The following is a 21,128-nucleotide window of genomic DNA, read 5'->3' as shown; positions in this document are numbered from 1 at the left end:
AGTGCAGCGAGCCGGAAACGCCCGAGGAAGCCGAGCTCCACGACCGCCTCCAGGCTCAGGGACTCCGACGCCGCGCGGGCCAGTAGCCCGAACCCGCTCCCACTACCGGCCCCGCTACCCGCCTGTTGCCGGTTTCCGCCGTACCTTGGCTGCACCCCAGCCGCAGCCGGCGTCGAGGATCCGCCGGCCGGTCACATCTCCGGGCGAGCTCGAGCATCGCGGCGCCGCTTGTAGTACGCGTTCAGGAGGCCGGCCTCGTTCCCGGCCGCGTACCCTCCGGCGAGACTTCGGCCCAGCAGTCTCGGCGGCACCGTAGCAGCCTCTCCTCGCTCCTCGTATGCGAGGAACTCGCCAACTCAAGCGCACATCCGCCGACTCAGGCGCTCAGCCGGACCTGCCCTGCGGACACGCGAGGCCAACCCCCAGATGGGCCACCTGTCGCCCCCAACTGTCAGCGGCGCGGTGTCGGGGAGGTCGAGGTGACGTGTCTGGATTGTTACCCGATACAACAAACTCCCCACGCGAGGGGTCTTCCAAAGCAGGCCGTCGCGGAATACGTTGCCGCAAACAACATTCATCCGGGCCCCTCCGGAAGAAAGGACCCTGCATCATGCGCAAGGGGATCCTCAGCCTGACCGCCGCGGCGGCGACGCTCGCCCTCGGTCTCACCGCCTGCGGGGGCGAAAGCGGTCAGACCGGTACCACCGCCAGCTCGTCCGCCACAGCGGCGCAGTCCGCGAAGGCCGGCAAGATCGGCGTCATCCTCCCGGACAGCAAGTCGTCGGCCCGATGGGAGACGGCGGACCGCAAGTACCTGGAAGAGGCGTTCAAGGCCGCCGGCGTCGAGTACGACATCCAGAACGCCCAGAACGACAAGACGGCGTTCCAGACCATCGCCGACCAGATGATCACGAACGGGGCCACCGTCCTGATGATCGTGAACCTGGACAGCGGCAGCGGCAAGGCCGTGATCGAGAAGGCCAAGTCGCAGGGCGTGGCCACCATCGACTACGACCGCCTGACGCTGGGCGGCGGCGCCGCCTACTACGTCAGCTTCGACAACACCAAGGTCGGCACGCTCCAGGGCGAGGGCCTGAGCAAGTGCCTGGCCGACAAGAAGGCCGACAAGCCCATCGTCGCCTACCTGAACGGCTCGCCGACCGACAACAACGCGACCCTGTTCAAGAACGGCTACGACGGCGTACTGAAGCCCAAGTTCGACTCCGGCGAGTACGTCAAGGGCCCCGACCAGGCCGTGCCCGACTGGGACAACGCCCAGGCCGGGACGATCTTCGAGCAGATGCTCACCCAGCAGCCGAAGATCGCCGGCGTGCTGGCCGCCAACGACGGCCTCGGCAACGCCGCCATCACCGTGCTGAAGAAGCAGAACCTCAACGGCAAGGTGCCGGTCACCGGCCAGGACGCGACCGTCCAGGGCCTGCAGAACATCCTGGTCGGCGACCAGTGCATGACGGTCTACAAGGCGGTCAAGAAGGAGGCCGACGCCGGGGCCAAGCTCGCCGTCGCGCTGGCCAAGGGTGAGAAGCCCACGGCGAGCTCCAGCGTCAAGGACCCCGAGACCAGCCAGGACGTGCCCTCCGAACTGCTGGACCCGCAGGCCATCACCTTCGACACCGTCAAGGACGTCGTGGCCGACGGTTACGTCACCAAGGAGGAGCTCTGCACCGCCGACTTCGCCAAGAAGTGCACTGAGGCCGGAATTCAATAGCATGGACGGGTGTGGCCGGGTGCCATCGGCGCGGGGCCGCACCCCTCTTTAGGGAGCCCCATGACCCCCCTCCTCGAAGTGCGCGGGATCGACAAGAGCTTCGGTCCGGTGAAGGTGCTGCACGAGGTCGAGTTCTCCGCCTATCCCGGTGAGGTCACGGCCCTCGTCGGTGACAACGGCGCGGGCAAGTCGACGCTGGTCAAGTGCATCGGCGGCATCTACCCGATCGACTCGGGACAGATCTTCTTCGACGGCCGCCAGGTCACCGTCCACACCCCCCGGGACGCGGGCGAGCTCGGCATCGAGATCGTCTACCAGGATCTGGCGCTCTGCGACAACCTCGACATCGTCCAGAACATGTTCCTCGGCAGGGAACGCAAGAACGGCTTCCTGCTCGACGAGGACAGCATGGAGGAACTGGCCGAGAAGACCCTCAGCAGCCTGTCCGTGCGTACGGTGAAGTCCATCAGGCAGCAGGTCTCCAGCCTGTCCGGCGGCCAGCGCCAGACCGTCGCGATCGCCAAGGCCGTCCTATGGAACAGCAAGGTCGTCATCCTCGACGAGCCGACCGCGGCCCTCGGCGTCGCCCAGACGGCGCAGGTGCTCGAACTCGTGCGCAGGCTGGCCGACACGGGTCTGGCGGTCGTCCTCATCTCGCACAACATGAACGACGTGTTCGCCGTCTCCGACCGGATCGCGGCGCTCTACCTCGGCAGGATGGCCGCGCAGGTCAAGACCGCCGACGTGACGCACGCCCAGGTCGTCGAACTGATCACCTCGGGTCGCAGCGGCGAACTCGGCCTCAAGAACGGGGTCACCTCATGAGCAAGGTCAAGGAACTCCCGGGCGAGGCCGTCATCGCCGCCGCGCAGTCGCCGTCGATCGCCCACAGCGTGCGCGCGTACTGGGAGCGGGTGCGCGGTGGCGACATGGGCGCGCTGCCCGCCGTGCTCGGACTGGTCGTGCTCTGCACGGTCTTCGCCGTCGCCCGTCCCGCGTTCGTCACCTCGATCAACTTCGCCAACCTGTTCACCCAGGGCGCGAACGTCACGCTCATCGCCATGGGCCTGGTCTTCGTCCTGCTGCTCGGCGAGATCGACCTGTCGGCCGGCTTCGCCAGCGGCGTCTGCGCGGCGGTGCTCGCCGTCACGCTCGCGAGCTTCGGCCTGCCCTGGTACGTCTGCGTGCTGGCCGCCGTCGCCACCGGCGCGCTGATCGGCGTCGTGCTCGGCACGCTGGTGGCCAAGGTCGGCATACCGTCGTTCGTGGTCACGCTCGCCGCCTTCCTGGCCTTCCAGGGCCTGGTCCTGGTGCTGGTCAACGAGGGCACGAACATCTCGGTCCGCGACAGCGTGATCGTCGCCGTCGCCAACAAGAACCTGCCGCCCCTGCTCGGCTGGATCCTGTACGCGGTGTGCGTGGCGGGCTTCGCGGCCGTGCAGCTCAGGCGGGCCAGAAGCCGGTCCGGGCGCGGCCTGGTCGCCGACCCGCTGTCGCTGATCGCGGCCCGCGTGGGCGCCCTCGCGCTGATCGGCGGGCTCGCGGTCTACGTGCTCAACCTGGAGCGCAGCCGTAACCCCGCGCTGGTCTCGCTCACCGGCGTGCCGATCGTGGTGCCGGTGATCGTCGTGCTGCTGGTCGTGTGGACGCTGGTGCTCCGGCGCACGGCGTTCGGCCGGCATCTGTACGCGGTCGGCGGCAACACCGAGGCCGCGCGCCGGGCCGGCATCCCGGTCGACCGCATCAAGATCGCCGCGTTCGTGATCTGCTCGGCGATGGCCGCGGTCGGCGGGATCGTGGCCGCCTCCAGGGCCAGCTCGGTCGACCCGAACACGGGCGGCAGCTCGGTGCTGCTGTACGCGGTCGGCGCGGCGGTCATCGGCGGCACCAGCCTGTTCGGCGGCAAGGGGCGGGTGCTCGACGCCGTGCTCGGCGGCGCCGTGGTGGCCGTGATCGAGAACGGCATGGGCCTGATGGGGTACGGTGCGAGCGTGAAGTACCTGGTCACGGGGTCGGTCCTGCTGCTGGCCGCGGGGGTCGACGCCCTGGCGCGCAAGCGGGCGGCTGCTGCTGGTCTAAGGTGATCAGCGACCCGCAGCCCCTGAAGGAACCCCAGACGATGCGTGCCGGACCGTCCCAGGAGGACATCAGGCGCCACAATCTCGGCGCGCTGCTTCGCCATGTCCATCTGGGCGGGCCGATCTCGCGGGCCGAGCTGACCTCGAAGATGGGGCTCAACCGCAGCACCATCATGGCGCTCACCTCCGACCTCACGGCCGCCGGCCTGGTACGGGAGGAGCTGCCGCGCGAGACCGGCCGCGCCGGCCGGCCCTCGCTGGTGGTGCGCCCGGAGTCGGCGCGCGTCTACGTGTTCGCCTTCGACGTGGGCCCCGACCGGCTCGTGGCCGCCCGGGTGGGGCTCGGCGGCGTCATCCTCGACCGCAGGGAGACCACCCGCGAGCGCGGCAAGTTCGCCCTCGACGAGCTGGCCGGGGTGTTGTCGGGGTTCGCCAGGCAGATGCGGCGCAAGACGCGCGACGACACCGTGTGCGTCGGCGCCGCCGCCGCGGTGTCCGGCGGGGTGCGCAAGGGCGACGGCGTGGTCACGTTCGGGCCCAACCTGATGGCCCACGACGTGCCGTTCGGCGAGGAGCTGGGCCGCAGGCTGGGGCTCGGGCTGCCGGTCAGCGTGGGCAACGACGCCAACCTGGTGGCCCTGGCCGAGCACAGCCGGGGCGGCGGCGGGCCCGTGCGCGACCTCATCTGCCTGCACGGCGACGTGGGCATCGGCGGCGGCATCATCACCGGCGGCCACCTGCTCGGCGGCTTCGACGGCTACGGCGGCGAGGTCGGCCACATGGTCGTCAACCCCGGCGGGCGCGAGTGCTCCTGCGGCTCGCACGGCTGCCTGGAGGCCGAGGTGGGGGAGCGGGCGCTGCTGGAGCTGGCCGGCCGCTTCGGCCCCGGCCAGCACGGCCGCGACGCGGTGCGGGCCGTGGTGGACGCGGCCGACCGGGGCGACATCGTCGCGCAGGAGGCGCTGAGCCGGGTCGGCGACTGGCTCGGGCTCGGCGTGGCGAACCTGGTCAACATCTTCAACCCGGAGATGGTGATCTTCGGGGGCATGTTGCGGGAGGTCTACCTCGGCTCGGCGGCGCAGGTCCGCTCCCGGCTGGCCCTGCACGCCATGGCGCCCCAGCGCGAGCACGTACGGCTGCGCACCTCGGCGCTCGGCGACCACGCGACCCTCGTCGGGGCGGCCGAGCTGGCCTTCGCCCACGTGCTGGCCGACCCGCTGGAGGTGCTGGCCCGGGTCAGCACCTAGCCGGTCACCCCTGGCCGATCACCCTCAGCGCACCCGGTCCTTGGTCGCCGTCCAGGTGCCGCAGGAGGCCGTGGAGCCGCCGCGGTAACCGCGGTTCTGCCAGTACGCCAGGTTGCGCGGCCGTCCGTGGATCTTGCTGTAGTCGGCCCTGCGGACGGCGTCGAGCCACTCGCGCCAGGTGACGTCGGGCTTGATCGAGGTGAGCGTGGCGCTGTAGAAGACGCCGGCGAAGCACTCGGCCTGCATCTCCAGCCGGTGGCTGAGCGTGGTGCGCGCGCCGGCGGAGGCGGGCAGGTAGAGGGCGTTCTGGGCGTCCAGCACGCCGGTGAGCTGCTGGACGTGGTGTCCCCACTCGTGCGCGACGGAGTGCGCGATGTTCATCCTGAACGGGTCGCGCAGGTCGTGCCGCATGATGCGGATGACGATCGTGCGCTGCGCCGGGCAGTACTGCGCGCCGTTGACGGTGATCCGGCCGCACACCGAGTCGGCGCCCGTCGTGACGGTGACCCGCGGCGGGGTGTACGTCAGGCCCGCGGCCGCGAACCGGTCCGCCCAGAACCGGTCGGCGCACGCGGCCATGGCCCGGTGGAAGGACTTGAGCGAGGCGAGGCTGCCGATCCTGATGGCGGGCACGGCGCACGCCAGGCGCTGCCGCCCGACGGCCGGCGCGGCCGACAGTCCCCCTCGCGCGGGCCGGCCGGCCGCGGCCGCCGGAGCCGGCAGCAGAAGATCCGCGATCATGCACATAGCAAGCGCTATGAGGGGAATGCGCACGATCGCGGATCTTAGAGGAGTTCGTACGAGTTTGGGCTACCGCACCTTGCCCTTGGAGGCGACCCAGGTGTTGCAGGAGCCCGCGGACTTGCCGGTGAACCCGCGCTTGAGCCACCAGGAGACGTTGGCGTCCGTGCCGTGCGTCTGGTCGGCGGACGAACGCGTCTTCACGCCGATCGCGCTCAGGTCGAACGCGTTGTGCGAGCCCCGCAGCAGCGAGTCGAACTCCTTCTGGCTGCGGCCGAGCGAGTCCCAGACGCTGCCCATGAACACACCGGCGTAGCACTCGGCCTGGAGCTCGGTACGGCGGACCGGCTCCAGGTCACGAGGGTTGTCCAGGACGTACTCGCCGCGCTTGTTGTGCCGGAGCATGCCGGTGAGCTTCTGGACGTGGTGGCCGTACTCGTGGGCCAGGACCAGCATCAGCACCGGGTCCGAGGGCTCCTCCACGACGTTCGGGCTGAGCAGGAGGGTCATCGTCTTGTTGACCGGGCAGTACAGGGCCTGCGCGCCCTCGGGGAAGCCGCCGCATCCCGTCGGAGTGCCCAGCTTGGTGGTCACCCTGAACTTCGGCTTGCTGAAGGTGAAGCCCGCCTGCTTGAGCTTCGGCCCCCACGCCTTGTTGAGGCAGTCGAGCACCGCGTCGAAGTAGACCCGCGCCTCGTCCTCGGTCCCGGACTGGACCGGCGGCTCCTCGCACGTCTTGAGCGCGAGCCGGCCGGTCTTGTAGATCGGGTTCTTCGTCAGGACCGGCTTGTTTGCCGGGGCGGCCGCGGCCGCGGGGGCCGTACCGGCGAGGACCACGCTCGCCAGGGCGCCGGCAATGATCGCCAATCGGGGGGTACGCATGGGAAGGCACACTACAAAAGAGGGGGTTCCAGGTAAAGCGGAAACGCCAGACGTCACTGGACGTTTCGTGCAGCCGCCGCCCACGTGTTGCACGCGCCCGGCATGCCCCGGTTGAAGCCCCTGGTCATCCAGGCGGCCTGGGTCGGGCCCTTGCCGTGGTCGTTCTGCGGCCAGCCCTTGGCGCCGTTCTTGTAGAACCACTGGACCGTGTAGTCCCAGTCGGCCTGGTTCACCAGCTCCGTGCCCTTCATCGTGCTCATGAAGACGGCGGAGAAGCACTCGGCCTGAAGCTCGGACCTGCGCGAGAGCTGAAGGCGTCCGGTCTTGCCCGCGGCGGACCTGGCCGTCCAGTAGTAGTTCCAGATGCCGGAGGCCTGCTGGACGTGGTGGCCGTACTCGTGGGCGATCAGGCGGCTGATGCCCAGCGGGAAGGGGTTGCGGAGCTGGTCGCGGCTGATCATCAGGTACATCGTGCGGTCGGTGGAGCAGTAGACCCCGTCCGCGCCGGTGTTCCAGGCGCCGCAGGGCGTCCTGACCTTCTTGGTGATGATCCGCAGACGCGGCTTGCTGAACGGCATCCGGGCCTTGCGGAACTGGGTCGCCCACGCCTTGTTCAGGCAGTTCGTGACCCGGGTGAGGAAGCGGCGGTAGGCGATCATGCTGCCCGCGGGCAGGGCGCCCGGCGCGCAGTTCGCGTCGGCGAGCCTGCCGGTCTTGTAGAGGGCGTTGGCGGTGGCCATCGCCCGGCCGCCGGGCACGGCGGCGGCGCCGCTGGGGGCGGGAGGAGAGGCGACCTTCTGTGCCACGTTGACCGGTGTGCGCTCGGCCGAGGGTGCGGCGACGTCGGAGAGCACGAGGACAAGCGAGGCGGCGGCCATGGTGAGTGCGACAGCCGCGGCGACCAGGGCCGCGATCCTGCCTTTAGGGAGGGAGTTCATATGTCCGGCAAGACTAGGTCAAGATCGGACATATGTGGGTGGATTTGACTCGATGGAGTCAGTGAGACGTCGGCGAACTAGACTCTTCTGCGTCGTCGAAAGAAGCAGACGGCGTACGAGGCAGAGGGGAGTCGCATCCGTGAGCGGGTTGCTGGGCTCGATAGAGGGACCGCACGACGTCAAACGACTCGCTGTCGAGGAGCTGCCGCGGCTCGCGGGGGAGATCCGTGACCTGCTCGTCGACTCCTGCGCCAGGTTCGGCGGCCACCTGGGGCCGAACCTCGGGGTGGTCGAGCTGACCATCGCCATCCACCGCGTCTTCGACTCCCCCGACGATCCCGTCATCTGGGACACCGGCCACCAGTCGTACGTGCACAAGCTGCTCACCGGCCGCAAGGCCGGCTTCGAGGCGCTCAAGCAGGAGGGCGGCCTGTCCGGCTACCCGAGCCAGGCCGAGTCCGAGCACGACTTCGTCGAGAACTCCCACGCCTCCACCGCGCTGTCCTACGCCGACGGCCTGGCCAAGGCGTTCAAGCTGCGCGGCGATCGCGAGCGCACGGCCGTCGCGGTGATCGGCGACGGCGCGCTCACCGGCGGCATGGCCTGGGAGGCGCTGAACAACATCGCCGGGATCAAGGACCTGCCCGTCGTGATCGTGGTCAACGACAACGGCCGCTCCTACTCCCCGACCATCGGCGGCCTGGCCTCCCACCTGTCCTCGCTGCGCGTCAACCGCCGCTACGAGGACATGCTCGAATACGTCAAGGACAAGCTCGGGAACGTTCCCGTCATCTACGACGCCCTCCACGGCTTCAAGAAGGGCGTCAAGGACGTCCTGGCCCCGCAGGTGATGTTCGAGGACCTCGGCCTGAAGTACGTCGGCCCCATCGACGGCCACGACGAGCAGGCCATGGAGGCGGCGCTGCGCAAGGCCCGCGCCTTCCGCGGCCCGGTCATCGTCCACGCCCTCACCCAGAAGGGCCGCGGCTACACCCCCGCCGAGAACCACGACGAGGACCAGTTCCACTCGCCCGGCGCCTTCGACCGCGCCACCGGCGCCGAGAAGCCCAAGCCCCGCATCTGGACCAACGTGTTCAGCGAGGAGCTGGTCAGGCTCGGCAAGGAGCGGGAGGACCTGGTCGCCATCACCGCGGCCATGCTCCACCCCACCGGCCTCAACGCCTTCGCCGACGCCTTCCCCGACCGCATCTACGACGTCGGCATCGCCGAGCAGCACGCGCTGACCAGCGCCGCCGGCCTGGCGCTCGGCGGCCTGCACCCGGTCGTGGCCGTCTACGCCACCTTCCTCAACCGCGCCTTCGACCAGCTCCTGATGGACGTCGCCCTGCACCGGCTGCCGGTCACCGTCGTCCTCGACCGGGCCGGCGTCACCGGCGACGACGGCGCCAGCCACAACGGCATGTGGGACCTGTCGATCCTCCAGGTCGTGCCCGGCCTGCTGATCGCGATCCCGCGCGACGGCGACCGCGTCACCGAGCTGCTGCGCGAGGCCGTGGAGGTCTCCGACGGGCCCACGGTGCTGCGCTTCCCCAAGGGCCCGGTGGCCGAGCCGCTGGAGTCCGTGGGCCGCCTGGGCGAGATGGACCTCCTGCGTGCCGCCGAGGGCGAGCCCGACGTGCTGCTGGTCGGCGTCGGCCCGATGGCGCACATCTGCATGGAGGCGGCCGTCCTGCTCGACGCGCAGGGCATCTCCGCCACCGTGGTCGACCCGCGCTGGGTCAAGCCGCTCGACGAGGCGCTGACGCTGGCCGCCTCCGCCCACAAGCTGGTGGCCGTGGTCGAGGACAACGGCCGCGTGGGCGGCGTGGGCGACGCCGTGGCCCGCCTGCTCCGCGACGCCGACGTCGACGTGCCGGTGCGCACGTTCGGCATCCCGCAGGAGTTCCTCGACCACGCCAAGCGGGCCGCGATCCTCGGCCGCATCGGCCTGACCGGCCAGGACCTCGCCCGCCAGATCACCGAGGCCGTCGCGAAGCGGACCTCCCGCGTGGAGCAGCCCGTCCGCCGTTGAGCACCCTGCGGACCACGGCGGTGATCGCCAGCACCGCGACCACCGCCGCGGCCGCCACCGGCAGCAGCAGGCCCGCCTGCCGCCGCACCACCTGACCGGCCACCGCCCCCAGCAACACGTACGTGCTGACCCACGCCGTGCTGCCCAGCAACACCCACGGCATGAACCGGCGGTAGGGCATGCCCACCGCGCCCGCCACGGCCGGCGTCAGCGCGTGCAACATCGGCAGGAAGTAGGCCAGCGCCAGCGCCCAGCCGCTGCGCCGCAGGATCTGCTCCGCGCGTGTCCAGCGTTTCTCGCCGACGCGCCGGCCGAGCCTGCTGCGGCGCAGGCGGGGGCCGTACCGGCGGCCCAGCCAGTAGCCGCCCGTCGCGCCCGCCAGACAGGCCAGCACGCCCGTGCCGATCAGCGCCAGCACCTCCGGCACGCTGCGCGCCGTGGCGCCCGCCACGAGCAGCACCGCGTCCCCCGGCGTGATCAGGCCGATCCCCACCGAGGCGTCCAAGGTCAGGAAGACCAGGACGAACGGCAACACCACCGCCACGTCCTGCCTGGCCAGCCTGTCGAGCAGGTCGTCGAACATGATGCGGGTCCGCTACCCCCGGGGCGGCGCTTCACCGGGAAGCCCGGCGCGAGCGCATGATCACTCAGGGTCTGGGAAGGATCGCTGATCGTGGACATCTTTCGCACGAAGAGCGTCGAACAGTCGATCCGCGACACCGAAGCTCCCGAACACCAGCTGCGAAAGCGCCTGACCGCCATGGACCTGATGGTCTTCGGCATCGGCGTCATCGTCGGCACCGGAATCTTCGTGCTCACGGGCCAGGTCGCCAAGGAGGTGGCGGGGCCGGCGGTCGCGGTCTCGTTCGTCGTGCGGGCGTGGTGTGCGGCCTGGCGGCGCTGTGCTATGCCGAGTTCGCCTCCACGATCCCGGTGGCCGGGTCCGCCTACACCTTCTCCTTCGCCACCCTTGGCGAGTTCCCCGCGTGGGTGATCGGCTGGGACCTCATCCTGGAGCTGGCGCTGGCCGCGGCCGTGGTGTCGGTCGGCTGGTCGGGCTACTTCGCCTCGATGCTCGACTCCGTCGGCATCCATCTGCCGCCCTCCATCGCGGGCGACGACCCCGTGGTCAACCTGCCCGCGGTGGTGATCGTGTTCCTCCTCACCGCGATCCTGGTGGTCGGCATCAAGATCTCCTCGCGGGTCAACCTGATCCTGGTGATCACCAAGATCACGGTGGTGCTGCTGGTCATCGTGGCCGGGCTGTTCTTCGTCAAGGGCGCCAACTACACGCCGTTCATCCCCGAGCCGGTGAGCTCGCCGGAGGTCGAGGGGCTGAAGGCGCCGTTGATCCAGGTGCTGTTCGGCGTCACGCCCGTCGCGTTCGGGGTGATCGGCATCTTCTCGGCCGCGGCGATCGTGTTCTTCGCCTTCATCGGCTTCGACATCGTGGCCACCGCGGCGGAGGAGACCGTACGGCCGCAGCGTGACGTGCCGCGCGGCATCATCGGCTCGCTGGCCGTCTGCACGGTGCTCTACGTCGCCGTCTCGCTGGTCGTCGTCGGCATGCAGCCGTACAAGGAGCTGAGCACGAGCGCGCCCCTGTCGGACGCGTTCACCGCTGTCGGCCATCCCTGGCTGGCCACGATCATCAGCGTGGGCGCCATCGCCGGCCTGACGACCGTGGTGCTGGTGTTGCTGCTCGGGCAGACCCGGGTGTTGTTCGCCATGTGCCGCGACGGCCTGCTGCCGCGCCGGCTGGCCGTGGTCCACCCCACGTTCGGCACGCCCGCCAGGCTCACCATCCTCGTCGGCGTGGTGACCATGGCGCTGGCCGGGTTCGTGTCGTTCGGCGAGCTGGCCGAGCTGGTGAACATCGGCACGCTGTTCGCGTTCATGGTGGTCTCGATCGGTGTGGTCGTGCTCCGGCGCACCCGTCCCGACCTGGAACGCGGCTTCCGGGTGCCGCTGGTGCCGCTGCTGCCGATCCTGTCGGTGCTGGCCTGCCTCTACCTGATGCTCAACCTGCCGCTGGAGACCTGGCTGCGGTTCGTCATCTGGATGGTCATCGGCGTGGTCGTCTACTTCGGCTACGGCTACCGCCACAGCAGGCGGGGCGCCGTCGCCGCCCCGTCCGGCGAGTGAGGCGGAGGGGCGGGCCGGCGCCCGCCCCTCCTACCTGCTCAGATCGACAGGACGGCCCCGCCGCCGGCCTTCATCATGCAGGCGTTGGCGTAGACCTTGCCCCACTTGATCGTCTTGTCGTTCCACTTGCCGAGGATCATGACGGCGCGCGGCTCGACCTCCTTGCCGCACGACGCCTTCGGCGAGACGTTGAGCTTGGCCGGATCGCCGCCCACCTTGCGCAGCAGCTCGCAGGCCGCGTGGGCGGAGGGGTGGGTGCCGCCGTCGGGGCTGCAGTTGAGCCAGGCGCCCTTGGTGGGGCCGTTCTTCACCGCGACGGTGATCTTGAGGACGACCTTGGGGGTACGCGGCGCCGCCAGGGAGGGCGACGACGCGCCCAGCACGAAAGCTCCGCACAGAGCGATCGTGCCGACTGCTCGCATCATGGTTACTCTCCGTTCGTAGGACGGCACAGTACGCTACGGCGGAGAAGGCCCGGACGCGGGGAGGCCCGCCGGGCGGGCCTCCGTAAAATCACGCGGGCAGCGAGGCCACACCGGGCGGAAGGAACCGCGGCTGGGCGATGCCCGACCTGTCCAGATAAGGCGTGACGCCACCCAGATGGAACGGCCAGCCGGCGCCCAGGATCATGCACAGGTCGATGTCCTGCGGCGCGGCGACGACGTCCTCGTCCAGCATGATCCGGATCTCCCGGGCCAGCGCCCCGAGCACACGCTCGCGGACCTGCTCGGCCGTGGACGGCGAGGTGCCCCCGCCGAACAGGGCCACCGCCTCCGGGTCGAGCGAGAAGTCCGGACGGTAGACGCCGGGCTTGCCCGAGGCGACCAGCTTGGCCATGTTCTCCGAGACGCCGAACCGCTCGGGGAACGCCTCGTGCAGCGTCTCGGCCACGTGCAGGCCGACGGCCGGGCCGACGAGCTGCAACAACGCGAACGGCGTCATCGGCAGCCCGAGCCCGTCGAGCGCGTGCTCGGCGACCTCCAGCGGCGTGCCCTCGTCCACGGCGGCGACGACCTCGCCCATGAAGCAGGTCAGCAGCCGGTTGACCACGAACGCCGGAGCGTCCTTGACCAGCACGGACGACTTCCGCAGCGTCTTGCCGACCGCGAACGCCGTGGCCAGCGTGGCGTCGTCGGTCGCGGCGCCCCTGATGATCTCCAGCAGCGGCATCACCGCGACCGGGTTGAAGAAGTGGAACCCGACCAGCCGCTCGGGGTGCGCCAGCCCGGCGCCCATCTCGGTGAGCGAGAGCGAGGAGGTGTTGGTGGCGAGCACGCACTCGGCCGAGACGACGGCCTCGACCTCGGCGAACACCTGCTTCTTGACCGCCATGTCCTCGAAGACGGCCTCGATCACGAAGTCGGCGTCGGCGAAGGCGTCCTTGGTCAGTGAGCCGGTGACCAGGGACTTGAGCCGGTTGGCCTGGTCGGCCGAGACGCGGCCCTTGCCCAGCAGCTTGTCGACCTCGGCGTGCACGTACCCGACGCCCTTGTCCAGGCGGGCCCGGTCGAGGTCGGTCAGGACGACCGGCACCTCCAGGCGGCGGGCGAACAGCAGCGCCATCTGCGAGGCCATCAGCCCGGCGCCCACGACGCCGACCTTGGTGACCTTGCGGGCCAGCGCCTTGTCGGGCGCGCCCGCCGGGCGCTTGGCACGCCGCTGGACCAGGTCGAAGGAGTAGAGCCCGGCCCGCAGCTCGTCGCTCATCAGCAGGTCGGCCAGGGCCTCGTCCTCGGCGGCGAAGCCCTCGTCGCGGGAGGCGGTCGCGGCCCGTTCGACGAGGTCGAGCGCCCGGTAGGGGGCGGGGGAGGCGCCGCGCAGCTTCATGTCCACCAGGAAGCGCGCGTCGGCGACGGCCTTCTCCCAGCCGTCGTGCTCCCGGCGCTCGACGGTGACCTCGCCCTTGAGCACGCGGGCCGCCCAGCGCAGCGACTCCTCCAGGAAGTCGGCCGGCTCGAACATCGCGTCCGCGACACCCAGCTCGTACGCGTCCGCGCCCTTGATCATGCGGTTCTGGGACAGCGGGTTCTCGATGATCAGCTTGATCGCGGCCGCCGGGCCGATCAGGCGGGGGAGGAGCTGCGTGCCGCCCCAGCCGGGCACCAGGCCGAGGAAACACTCGGGCAGCGCCACCGCGGGCACGCCGGAGGAGATCGTCCGGTACGCGCAGTGCAGCGCGATCTCCAGGCCGCCGCCCATGGCCGCGCCGTTCACGAACGCGAACGACGGGATCGGCAGCTCGCCCAGCCTGCGGAAGACGTGGTGGCCCAGCGCGCCGATGGCCAGGGCCTCCTCGCGCGAGGCCACGGACGCCGCGCCCTTGAGGTCGGCGCCGACGGCGAAGATGAATGGCTTGCCCGTGACGCCCACGGCGGCCAGGTCGGTGCGCCCGGCGATCTCCGTCAGGGCTTCGTCCAGGGCGAACAGCCCGTTCGGGCCGAAGGTGTTGGGCTTGGTGTGGTCGAAGCCGTTGTCCAGCGTGATCAGGGCCATCGTGCCCGCGCCGCCGGGCAGCGGCACGTCGCGGACCAGCGCCTTGGTGACGACCTCGTCGGTGTTGCGTCCGCTCAGCAGCGCGCGCCAGGTCTCGATGTCGCTCATGCCAGGTTCTCCCAGATCACAGTGCCGCCCATGCCCATGCCCACGCACATGGTGGTGATGCCGTACCGCACGTCGGGCCGCTCGCCGAACTGGCGGGCGAGCTGCGTCATCAGCCGTACGCCGGAGGAGGCCAGCGGGTGGCCGAAGGCGATCGCGCCGCCGTAGGCGTTGACACGCTGGTCGTCGTCGGCGAGGCCGAAGTGCTCCAGGAACGCCAGCACCTGGACGGCGAACGCCTCGTTGATCTCGAACAGGCCGATGTCGCCGATGGACAGCCCGGCCAGGCGCAGCGCCCGCTCGGTGGACGGGATCGGGCCGACGCCCATCACCTCGGGGTCCACACCCGCGAACGCGTAGGAGACCAGGCGCATCTTCGGCGCCAGGCCCAGTTCGGCGGCGACGTCGCGGGCGGCCACGATGCAGCCGGTGGCGCCGTCGTTGATGCCGGAGGAGTTGCCCGCGGTGACGTTGCCGTGCGGGCGGAAGGGCGTCTTGAGCGCGCCCAGCGCCTCCATCGTGGTGCCGGGGCGCGGCGCCTCGTCCTCGGCGGCCAGGCCCCAGCCCTTCTCGGCCGTACGGATGGCGGTGGGCGCGAGGTCCGGCTGGATCTTGCCGTCGGCGTACGCCTTGGCCGCCTTCTCCTGCGAGAGCACCGCGTAGGCGTCGGCGCGCTCCTTGGAGATCGACGGGTAGCGGTCGTGCAGGTTCTCGGCGGTCATGCCCATGACCAGCGCGCTCGGGTCGACCAGCTTCTCCGACAGGAAGCGCGGGTTGGGGTCCACGCCCTCGCCCATCGGGTGGCGGCCCATGTGCTCGACGCCGCCGGCGATGGCCACGTCGTACGCGCCGAAGGCGATGCCGCCCGCGACCGTGGTGACGGCGGTCATCGCGCCCGCGCACATGCGGTCGATCGCGTAGCCGGGCACGGTCTTGGGCAATCCGGCCAGCACCGCCGCCGAGCGGCCGATGGTCAGGCCCTGGTCGCCGATCTGCGTCGTCGCGGCGATGGCCACCTCGTCCACGCGCTCGGGAGGCAGGCCGGGGTTGCGCCGGATGAGCTCGCGGATGACGCGGACGACCATGTCGTCGGCGCGGGTCTCCGCGTACAGTCCCTTCGGTCCTGACCTGCCGAAAGGCGTGCGTACGCCGTCGACGAACACGACGTCACGAGAGGAAGGCACGGATTCGCTCCTCGTTCCTGGATGGGGTTCCGGGCCCATGCTACTCGTCGGTAACTACTCCGCAGACGAGGGCGGCGGTCAGCAGCGCGTAAACGATCGGCATGGGCGGCTCCCAGAGATGGGCGCGGGCTCCGAGCAGGGCGGCGACCGCCATGGCCGCGGCCGTCCAGAGCGCCGCGCCCCCTCGTGGGCGCGTGCCCCGGCCGGGATCCCACGGATCGCCAGGTGATCCACCCGGCCGACCGGCACGCGCCACTATCCCCAGCGTGTCCCGTGCCCACCAGAGCAGGAACGACACCCCGGCGGCCAGGCCGAGCAGCATGACGGCCTCGACGCCCCAGCTCAGGGCGTCGGCGACGGCGTACAGGGCGGCCGCCCGGAACTGGCCGGGAGCGGTGCAGCCGAGCAGCAGCAACACCGCCCAGCCGCACGCGAGGGCGAGCCGGCTCAGCGGGCGGCGGCGCGCGGAGGGCGGCACGGCGAACAACTCGCGCTCGCGGCGGCGCACCGCGCGCGCCCGCGCGCCCCAGAGGAGCTGCGTGAGCGCCAGCGCGGGCAGCGCGCCCGCGAAGGCCGCCAGCGACAGTACGGCGAGCGGCGACGTCTGCTCCCTGGTCGGCGCCCGGTCGGCCAGGATCTGGGCCGTGGCCAGCAGGGCGATCGAGCTGGAGAGCGTGACGAAGACGGCCCGGCGGTCGGCTCGGGCCCGCGCCCGCAGTCCGGCCAGCACCTCGGCGCCTGGAGGGGGCGCCATCTCGGTCAGAAGCATGAACGTCATGATGGCGTCACATACCGTAGCGACGCCCCGGATTCGCGTGCTTTGGATGGAGCCCTTTCCGGCGGCTCGCGGCAGGTAACAGTGGCAGTCCGGCATCTTCCTGGCATCCCATGAAATGCGCGACATTCCGTGAAACGGAGGATTTTTCAGTATGCTGCGCGTCACACCGGAGGGGGCCGCGTCACTGCTGGGGCGCGCGGGTGGAGGGGGAGCTGTGAGCAAGGGCTGGGACACGGCGGTAAGGCCGCAGCACGGCGCCCGTCGCCGCGACGACGACCGTCCGGGGCGTGCTCGGCGTGTCTCCCCGATGGGCTGGGTGAGCATCGCCCTGACGTTCGTGCTGGTGGCGGTCACGCTGGGCGGGTACGCGTACTGGCGCAGCCTCGACGGCAACATCCCGCGCGTGGCCGTCGACCCCGGGCGTACGCGGCCGCCGGAGACCGGCGCGCTCAACGTGCTGCTCGTCGGCTCGGACTCGCGCGAGGGCGACAACAAGAAGTACGGCGCCAAGTCGCAGGGCCTCGGCGAGCGCACCGACACGATCATGATGCTGCACATCTCCCCCAACAGGGACAAGGCCACCATGATGAGCTTCCCCCGGGACACCATGGTCATGATCCCGCAGTGCCGCAGCCGCACCGGCGCGGTGCTGGCCGGGGGGCTGCGCCAGATCAACTCCGCCTTCAACGACGGCGGCATCAACTGCACGGTCGCGACGCTCGAATCGCTCACCAACATCAAGATCAACCACATCGTGAAGGTGGACTTCACCGGCTTCAAGGGCATCGTCGACGCCCTCGGCGGCATCGAGATCTGCCTGCCCAAGGCGGTCGATGACCCCAAGGCCAAGCTCCAGCTCAGCGCGGGCAAGCACGTGGTCTCCGGCGAGCAGGCCCTCGGCTACGTGCGCACCCGCTACACCCTCGGCGACGGCAGCGACCTGGGCCGCATCCAGCGCCAGCAGGTCTTCCTCAACAAGGTGCTGGCCAAGGTCACCGACGGCGGGCTGCTGACCGACCCCATCAAGCTCAAGGGGTTCCTCGAGGCCGCGACCAAGGCCGTCACCTTGGACGACGACCTCACGCTGTCCCGGATGCTGGAGATCGGCGACAGCGTCAAGGGGCTGACCGCCAAGGAGCTCAAGGGCGTCACCGTGCCGGTGGAGGCGTACCCGGTCGACAAGAACCGGGTGCAGCTCAAGCAGCCGGACGCCCGGAACTTCTTCGAGGCCGTGCGCTCCGACGTCGAGGTGACCCCGACCACGGCCGCCGTCAAGCCCAAGGTCGCCAACGACCAGGTACGCGTCCAGGTGCTCAACGGCACCGCCGAGGCGGGCAAGGCGGCCCTGGTGGCCGACGAGCTGGCCGATCAGGGGTTCGTCGTGGTCCAGGTCGGCAACGCGGCTTCGGCGGCCACCACGTCGATCAGGTACGCGAAGAAGGACGCCGACAACGGCATCGCCTACGGGGACGCGGTGGCGGCCCGGCTGTCGAAGGACAAGCGCACCCCGGAGGCGGGCAAGGTCGCCCCCGTCAACCCGAAGCCGTACGCGGGCAAGGCCGCCACGCGGACGCCCGGCGGGCCGATCATCCAGCTCGTCATCGGGGCCGACTGGCCGGGCGTGCGGGTGGTGTCGGCGATCCCGGACTCGCTCAAGGACAAGGTGGTCGACTCCACCACGAACCCCTGCATGTGACCACTCGCCCGGACCTCCGGGCCGGGGGCTAGAGCTCTTCGGCCAGGAGCAGGGCGATCAGGCCGGGGAAGCGGGTGTCGAGGTCGCCGTCGGCCAGCCGGATGAACAGCTTGCGGCCCTCCGGGCGCTGGCAGATGACGCCCGCCTCGCGCAGCACCCGCCAATGGGCGGTCAGCGTGGACTTCGGCACGTCGGCCACCACCTCCCCGCAGAACAGCTCGTCCCCGGAGGCCAGGGCGCGCACGATCTGGGCGCGTACGGGATGGCCGAGCGCGGCGAGCACCTCCACCAACTGGATCTGGTCACGCGACGGGTGCAGCATGCGGCCATTGTACGGAAAACACGAACGATGATTTGACGCCAATTGTTCGTTTGTACGAGAATTACGTACTCATCCGGGTCTGAGGAGGAGTGTCGTGTTCGATGTCGCCGTCGTGGGTGGCGGGCCCGTGGGCATGTTGCTGGCCGCCGAGCTGGGCTTGCAAGGGGTACGGCCGCTGGTGCTCGAACGGCTGGCCGTCCCGACCGGCCAGTCCAAGGCCGGGACGCTGCACGCGGGCATCGCCCAGAGCCTGGACCGCCGCGGCCTGCTGGAGGCCGTGGGACGCTCGACGTACGGGAGCGTGAGCTTCCACTTCTCCGGCATGTTCGGGCTCGACCTGGGCGCGGTGTCGGACGGCGGCCCGAGCATCGTGGGCAGCCCGCAGGCGTGGGCCGAGCAGGTGTTCGCGCGCCGCGCGGCGAACCTGGGCGCGGAGATCCGGCGCGGCCAGGAGGTCACCGGCCTGGAGCAGCGGGACGACCACGTCGTCCTGACCGTCAACGGCCGCGAACTGCCCGCCCGCTACGTCGTCGGCGCCGACGGCGCACGCAGCTCGGTGCGCAAGGCGGCCGGCATCCCGTTCAGCGGCGCGGGGGCGCGCGTCGCCGCGCTCATGGGCGACGTACGGCTGCTCAGCCCGTACACGGTGCCGCCGGGCTACACGCGCACCCCGCGCGGGTGGATCATCGTCTGGCTCGACCCCGCCGGGCACAGCCGCGTCACCACGTACGACTTCCGCGCCCCGCACACCGACCGGGAGGCCCCCGTCGAGCTGGAGGAGCTGCGGGAGGCGGCCGAGCACATCCTCGGCGTCCCGGTCCCCATGGCCGACCCGCGCAACCTGTCCCGGTACGGCGACGCCGCCCTCCAGGCCGAGACGTACCGCGCCGGCCGGGTGCTGCTGGCCGGGGACGCGGCGCACGTGCACTTCCCGTGGGGCGGCCAGGGGCTGAACACCGGGATGGGGGACGCGTTCAACCTGGGCTGGAAGCTGGCCGCCGAGGTGCGCGGCGACGCGCCCGCCGGGCTGCTGGACAGCTACCACGCCGAACGGCACCCGGTCGGCGCGCGGGTGTTGTGGAACGTACGGGCCCAGAGCGCGCTGGCCGACCCCGATCCGGCCGTCGACCCGCTGCGTGAGCTGTTCGCCGAGCTGATGCGGTTCGACCAGGTCAACGAGTACCTGAGCGGGATGATCAGCGGGATGGACACGGCGTACGACGTGGGTGTGCCCGGGGCCGGGCGGATGGCGCCCGACCTGCCGGTCAAGACCGCCGACGGCGTGGTGCGCACGGTGGAGCTGCTGCACGCCGGGCGGGCCCTGCTGCTGGACCTCGCCGGGCGGGAGGCGGTGGTGGCCGCGGCGGCTCCGTGGGCGGACCGGCTGGAGATCGTACGGGGGAGCGCGGACCACGACGCCGAGGCGCTGCTCGTGCGTCCCGACGGGTATACGGCCTGGACGTCGGAGGCGCGGGGGCACTCTCTGGAGGCGGCATTGGGCAGGTGGCTGGGACGAATGTGACAGAAAGTAACCTTAGGGAAACGTGTGAAATTTCCGGACAAGTCTGTTAAGAAAGGTCGCGGTCCGTATTCGAGCTAGAGGGGTTCCACCGTGGCGCGCGACGAGAACGACAGGCCGTACGAGGATGGGCAGGGTAAGAAGTCGTTAAATCCGGAGATGACCGGAGACGTGCTGTCCCCGCGGTGGAGCACCGAGGACACCGACGAGCAGCCCGCCATCCAGGTCTCCGGCAACGAGACCTACATCCTCCCGGCCGACAAGGGCGCGCAGCCGGCCGAACCGGCGCACGACGTGCTCGACGCCCCCAGCGGGTCGCACGACGTGCTCGACGGTGGCCTGAGCGGGCCGCATGACGTGCTCGGCGGCGTGAGCGGGGCGCATGACGTGCTGGACGGCGCGAGCGGGCCGCACGAGACGCTGAGCGGGTCCCACGAGGCTTTGAGCGGGCCGCACGAGACTCTGGGGAGCTTGAGCGGGCCGCACGCCGTCCTGGGCGCGGAGTCGTTCGAGGTGCCCGCCGGTGAGCGCGCGGCGGGCGACGACGACCTGCCGTACCTGCCGCTGGACCAGGGCTACGAGCCGGACCGCGACGAGGACGCCGACCGTACGAGGCGCGGCTTCCTCGGTTCGGGCTGGACCGACGACTCCGACGACCGGCGCGGCTCCGGGGGCGACAGGCAGGTGCGCTGCCGCACCAGGGTGCTGGTGCTGGCGGCGGCCGCGGTGGTGCTGGTCGGCGTCGGGGCGGGATGGCTGCTCACCGGCACCTCCGCCGACGACCCGTGCGCGGCCGGCCGCTGCGCCGGCGCGAGCGAGGTGAGCGCGCCGGCGGAGACCGCGGCCCCGGAGGAGACCGAGGAGGTCGTGCCCGAGCCCACGGATACGGACACGGCCGAGCCGACCGTTTCCGAGACCGTAACCCCGACCCCCGTCGTCCACCGCGCCCGCCCCACCCGCGAGCCCTCGGTACGGCCCACCACCCCCGCCCGCGAGAGCCGTCCGACGGACACGCCCGAGGGCAAGACCACCCACGGGCCGCGCGGCGAGATGAACGACACCTCCGACGGCGCTCCGGAGGACGCCGGCCGCCCGGCCGCCACCAAGCAGCCGGAGCAGGAGGACTCGGCCCCCACGCAGGCGCCCCCGCCGAGCCAGCAGCAGCAGCCCGACCCGACGCCGAGCGAGAAGAAGGGCCTCTTCGACATCCTGTTCCCCTGGGCCTGACCCCCGTCTGAG

The 21,128-nt window shown here is 70.9% G+C and carries 18 protein-coding genes; 9 read left to right on the top strand and 9 right to left on the bottom strand.

What is annotated here, in order from left to right; genetic code table 11:
- Positions 1-610 precede the first annotated feature (610 nt).
- The 4 genes from DMB42_RS45910 to DMB42_RS45895 are packed head-to-tail and all read left to right on the top strand — an operon-like array spanning position 611 to position 5,054.
- Positions 611-1,729, top strand: a complete 1,119-nt coding sequence (locus DMB42_RS45910; protein ID WP_125646322.1) for a sugar ABC transporter substrate-binding protein — start codon at positions 611-613, stop codon at positions 1,727-1,729.
- A 60-nt stretch (positions 1,730-1,789) separates the two neighbouring features.
- A complete protein-coding gene (locus DMB42_RS45905; RefSeq protein WP_125646320.1) occupies positions 1,790-2,554 on the top strand; it encodes an ATP-binding cassette domain-containing protein in 765 nt (254 codons plus the stop codon).
- On the top strand, positions 2,551-3,813 hold the full coding sequence (locus tag DMB42_RS45900; RefSeq protein ID WP_125646318.1) for a sugar ABC transporter permease: 1,263 nt from the start codon (positions 2,551-2,553) through the stop codon (positions 3,811-3,813). Before DMB42_RS45905 ends, DMB42_RS45900 begins: the two co-directional genes overlap by 4 nt.
- A 35-nt stretch (positions 3,814-3,848) precedes the next feature.
- Positions 3,849-5,054, top strand: a complete 1,206-nt coding sequence (locus tag DMB42_RS45895; RefSeq protein WP_125646316.1) for an ROK family transcriptional regulator — start codon at positions 3,849-3,851, stop codon at positions 5,052-5,054.
- A 24-nt stretch (positions 5,055-5,078) separates the two neighbouring features.
- Here DMB42_RS45895 and DMB42_RS45890 read toward each other — a convergent pair whose 3' ends face one another.
- The 3 genes from DMB42_RS45890 to DMB42_RS45880 form a co-directional block, all read right to left on the bottom strand.
- A complete protein-coding gene (locus DMB42_RS45890) occupies positions 5,079-5,795 on the bottom strand; it encodes a neutral zinc metallopeptidase (protein ID WP_185845211.1) in 717 nt (238 codons plus the stop codon).
- A 69-nt stretch (positions 5,796-5,864) separates the two neighbouring features.
- Positions 5,865-6,677, bottom strand: coding sequence for a neutral zinc metallopeptidase (locus DMB42_RS45885; RefSeq protein WP_125646312.1), 813 nt, complete (start codon positions 6,675-6,677; stop codon positions 5,865-5,867).
- Positions 6,678-6,730: 53 nt separating this feature from the next.
- A complete protein-coding gene (locus DMB42_RS45880) occupies positions 6,731-7,615 on the bottom strand; it encodes a neutral zinc metallopeptidase (protein WP_125646310.1) in 885 nt (294 codons plus the stop codon).
- A 148-nt stretch (positions 7,616-7,763) separates the two neighbouring features.
- Here DMB42_RS45880 and dxs point away from each other — a divergent pair, with 148 nt between their 5' ends.
- On the top strand, positions 7,764-9,647 hold the full coding sequence (dxs, locus tag DMB42_RS45875; protein WP_125646482.1) for a 1-deoxy-D-xylulose-5-phosphate synthase: 1,884 nt from the start codon (positions 7,764-7,766) through the stop codon (positions 9,645-9,647).
- On the opposite strand, the gene DMB42_RS45870 is transcribed toward dxs, so the two are convergent.
- Positions 9,592-10,230, bottom strand: coding sequence for a DedA family protein (locus DMB42_RS45870; protein ID WP_125646309.1), 639 nt, complete (start codon positions 10,228-10,230; stop codon positions 9,592-9,594). The two genes, dxs and DMB42_RS45870, sit on opposite strands and share 56 nt — an antisense overlap.
- Positions 10,231-10,526: 296 nt before the next feature.
- On the opposite strand from DMB42_RS45870, the gene DMB42_RS45865 reads away from it, so the two are divergent.
- Positions 10,527-11,792 carry an amino acid permease gene (locus tag DMB42_RS45865; RefSeq protein ID WP_396985839.1) on the top strand — a complete coding sequence of 422 codons (1,266 nt, stop codon included), beginning with the start codon at positions 10,527-10,529 and terminating at the stop codon, positions 11,790-11,792.
- 38 nt (positions 11,793-11,830) lie between these two features.
- Here the strand turns inward: DMB42_RS45865 and DMB42_RS45860 are convergent, their stop codons facing one another.
- The 4 genes from DMB42_RS45860 to DMB42_RS45845 all read right to left on the bottom strand — a co-directional run bounded on the left by DMB42_RS45860 (position 11,831) and on the right by DMB42_RS45845 (position 16,352).
- Positions 11,831-12,217, bottom strand: coding sequence for an SSI family serine proteinase inhibitor (locus DMB42_RS45860; RefSeq protein ID WP_125646307.1), 387 nt, complete (start codon positions 12,215-12,217; stop codon positions 11,831-11,833).
- An 88-nt stretch (positions 12,218-12,305) separates the two neighbouring features.
- Positions 12,306-14,393: a 3-hydroxyacyl-CoA dehydrogenase NAD-binding domain-containing protein gene (locus tag DMB42_RS45855; protein ID WP_125646305.1), complete on the bottom strand. Its 2,088-nt coding sequence runs from the start codon at positions 14,391-14,393 to the stop codon at positions 12,306-12,308.
- Positions 14,390-15,613: a thiolase family protein gene (locus DMB42_RS45850; RefSeq protein WP_396985835.1), complete on the bottom strand. Its 1,224-nt coding sequence runs from the start codon at positions 15,611-15,613 to the stop codon at positions 14,390-14,392. The genes DMB42_RS45855 and DMB42_RS45850 overlap by 4 nt, the downstream gene beginning before the upstream one ends.
- 1 nt (position 15,614) lies before the next feature.
- Positions 15,615-16,352 carry a hypothetical protein gene (locus tag DMB42_RS45845; RefSeq protein WP_148109023.1) on the bottom strand — a complete coding sequence of 246 codons (738 nt, stop codon included), beginning with the start codon at positions 16,350-16,352 and terminating at the stop codon, positions 15,615-15,617.
- Positions 16,353-16,566: 214 nt separating this feature from the next.
- Between DMB42_RS45845 and DMB42_RS45840 the strand changes: the two genes are divergently transcribed.
- Positions 16,567-18,048, top strand: coding sequence for an LCP family protein (locus tag DMB42_RS45840; protein WP_260478330.1), 1,482 nt, complete (start codon positions 16,567-16,569; stop codon positions 18,046-18,048).
- A 28-nt stretch (positions 18,049-18,076) separates the two neighbouring features.
- Here the strand turns inward: DMB42_RS45840 and DMB42_RS45835 are convergent, their stop codons facing one another.
- Positions 18,077-18,370: a helix-turn-helix transcriptional regulator gene (locus tag DMB42_RS45835; protein ID WP_125646299.1), complete on the bottom strand. Its 294-nt coding sequence runs from the start codon at positions 18,368-18,370 to the stop codon at positions 18,077-18,079.
- 94 nt (positions 18,371-18,464) lie between these two features.
- On the opposite strand from DMB42_RS45835, the gene DMB42_RS45830 reads away from it, so the two are divergent.
- Positions 18,465-19,892, top strand: a complete 1,428-nt coding sequence (locus DMB42_RS45830) for an FAD-dependent oxidoreductase (protein WP_260478329.1) — start codon at positions 18,465-18,467, stop codon at positions 19,890-19,892.
- A gap of 156 nt (positions 19,893-20,048) precedes the next feature.
- A complete protein-coding gene (locus tag DMB42_RS45825) occupies positions 20,049-21,116 on the top strand; it encodes a hypothetical protein (RefSeq protein ID WP_125646297.1) in 1,068 nt (355 codons plus the stop codon).
- The last annotated feature ends 12 nt before the right edge of the window (positions 21,117-21,128 follow it).

The sequence above is a fragment of the Nonomuraea sp. WAC 01424 genome, from assembly GCF_003947315.1.
Classification (GTDB): domain Bacteria; phylum Actinomycetota; class Actinomycetes; order Streptosporangiales; family Streptosporangiaceae; genus Nonomuraea; species Nonomuraea spiralis.
The sequence above is the reverse complement of the archived record's forward strand: the minus strand, read 5'-3'. Positions and strand labels throughout refer to the sequence as shown.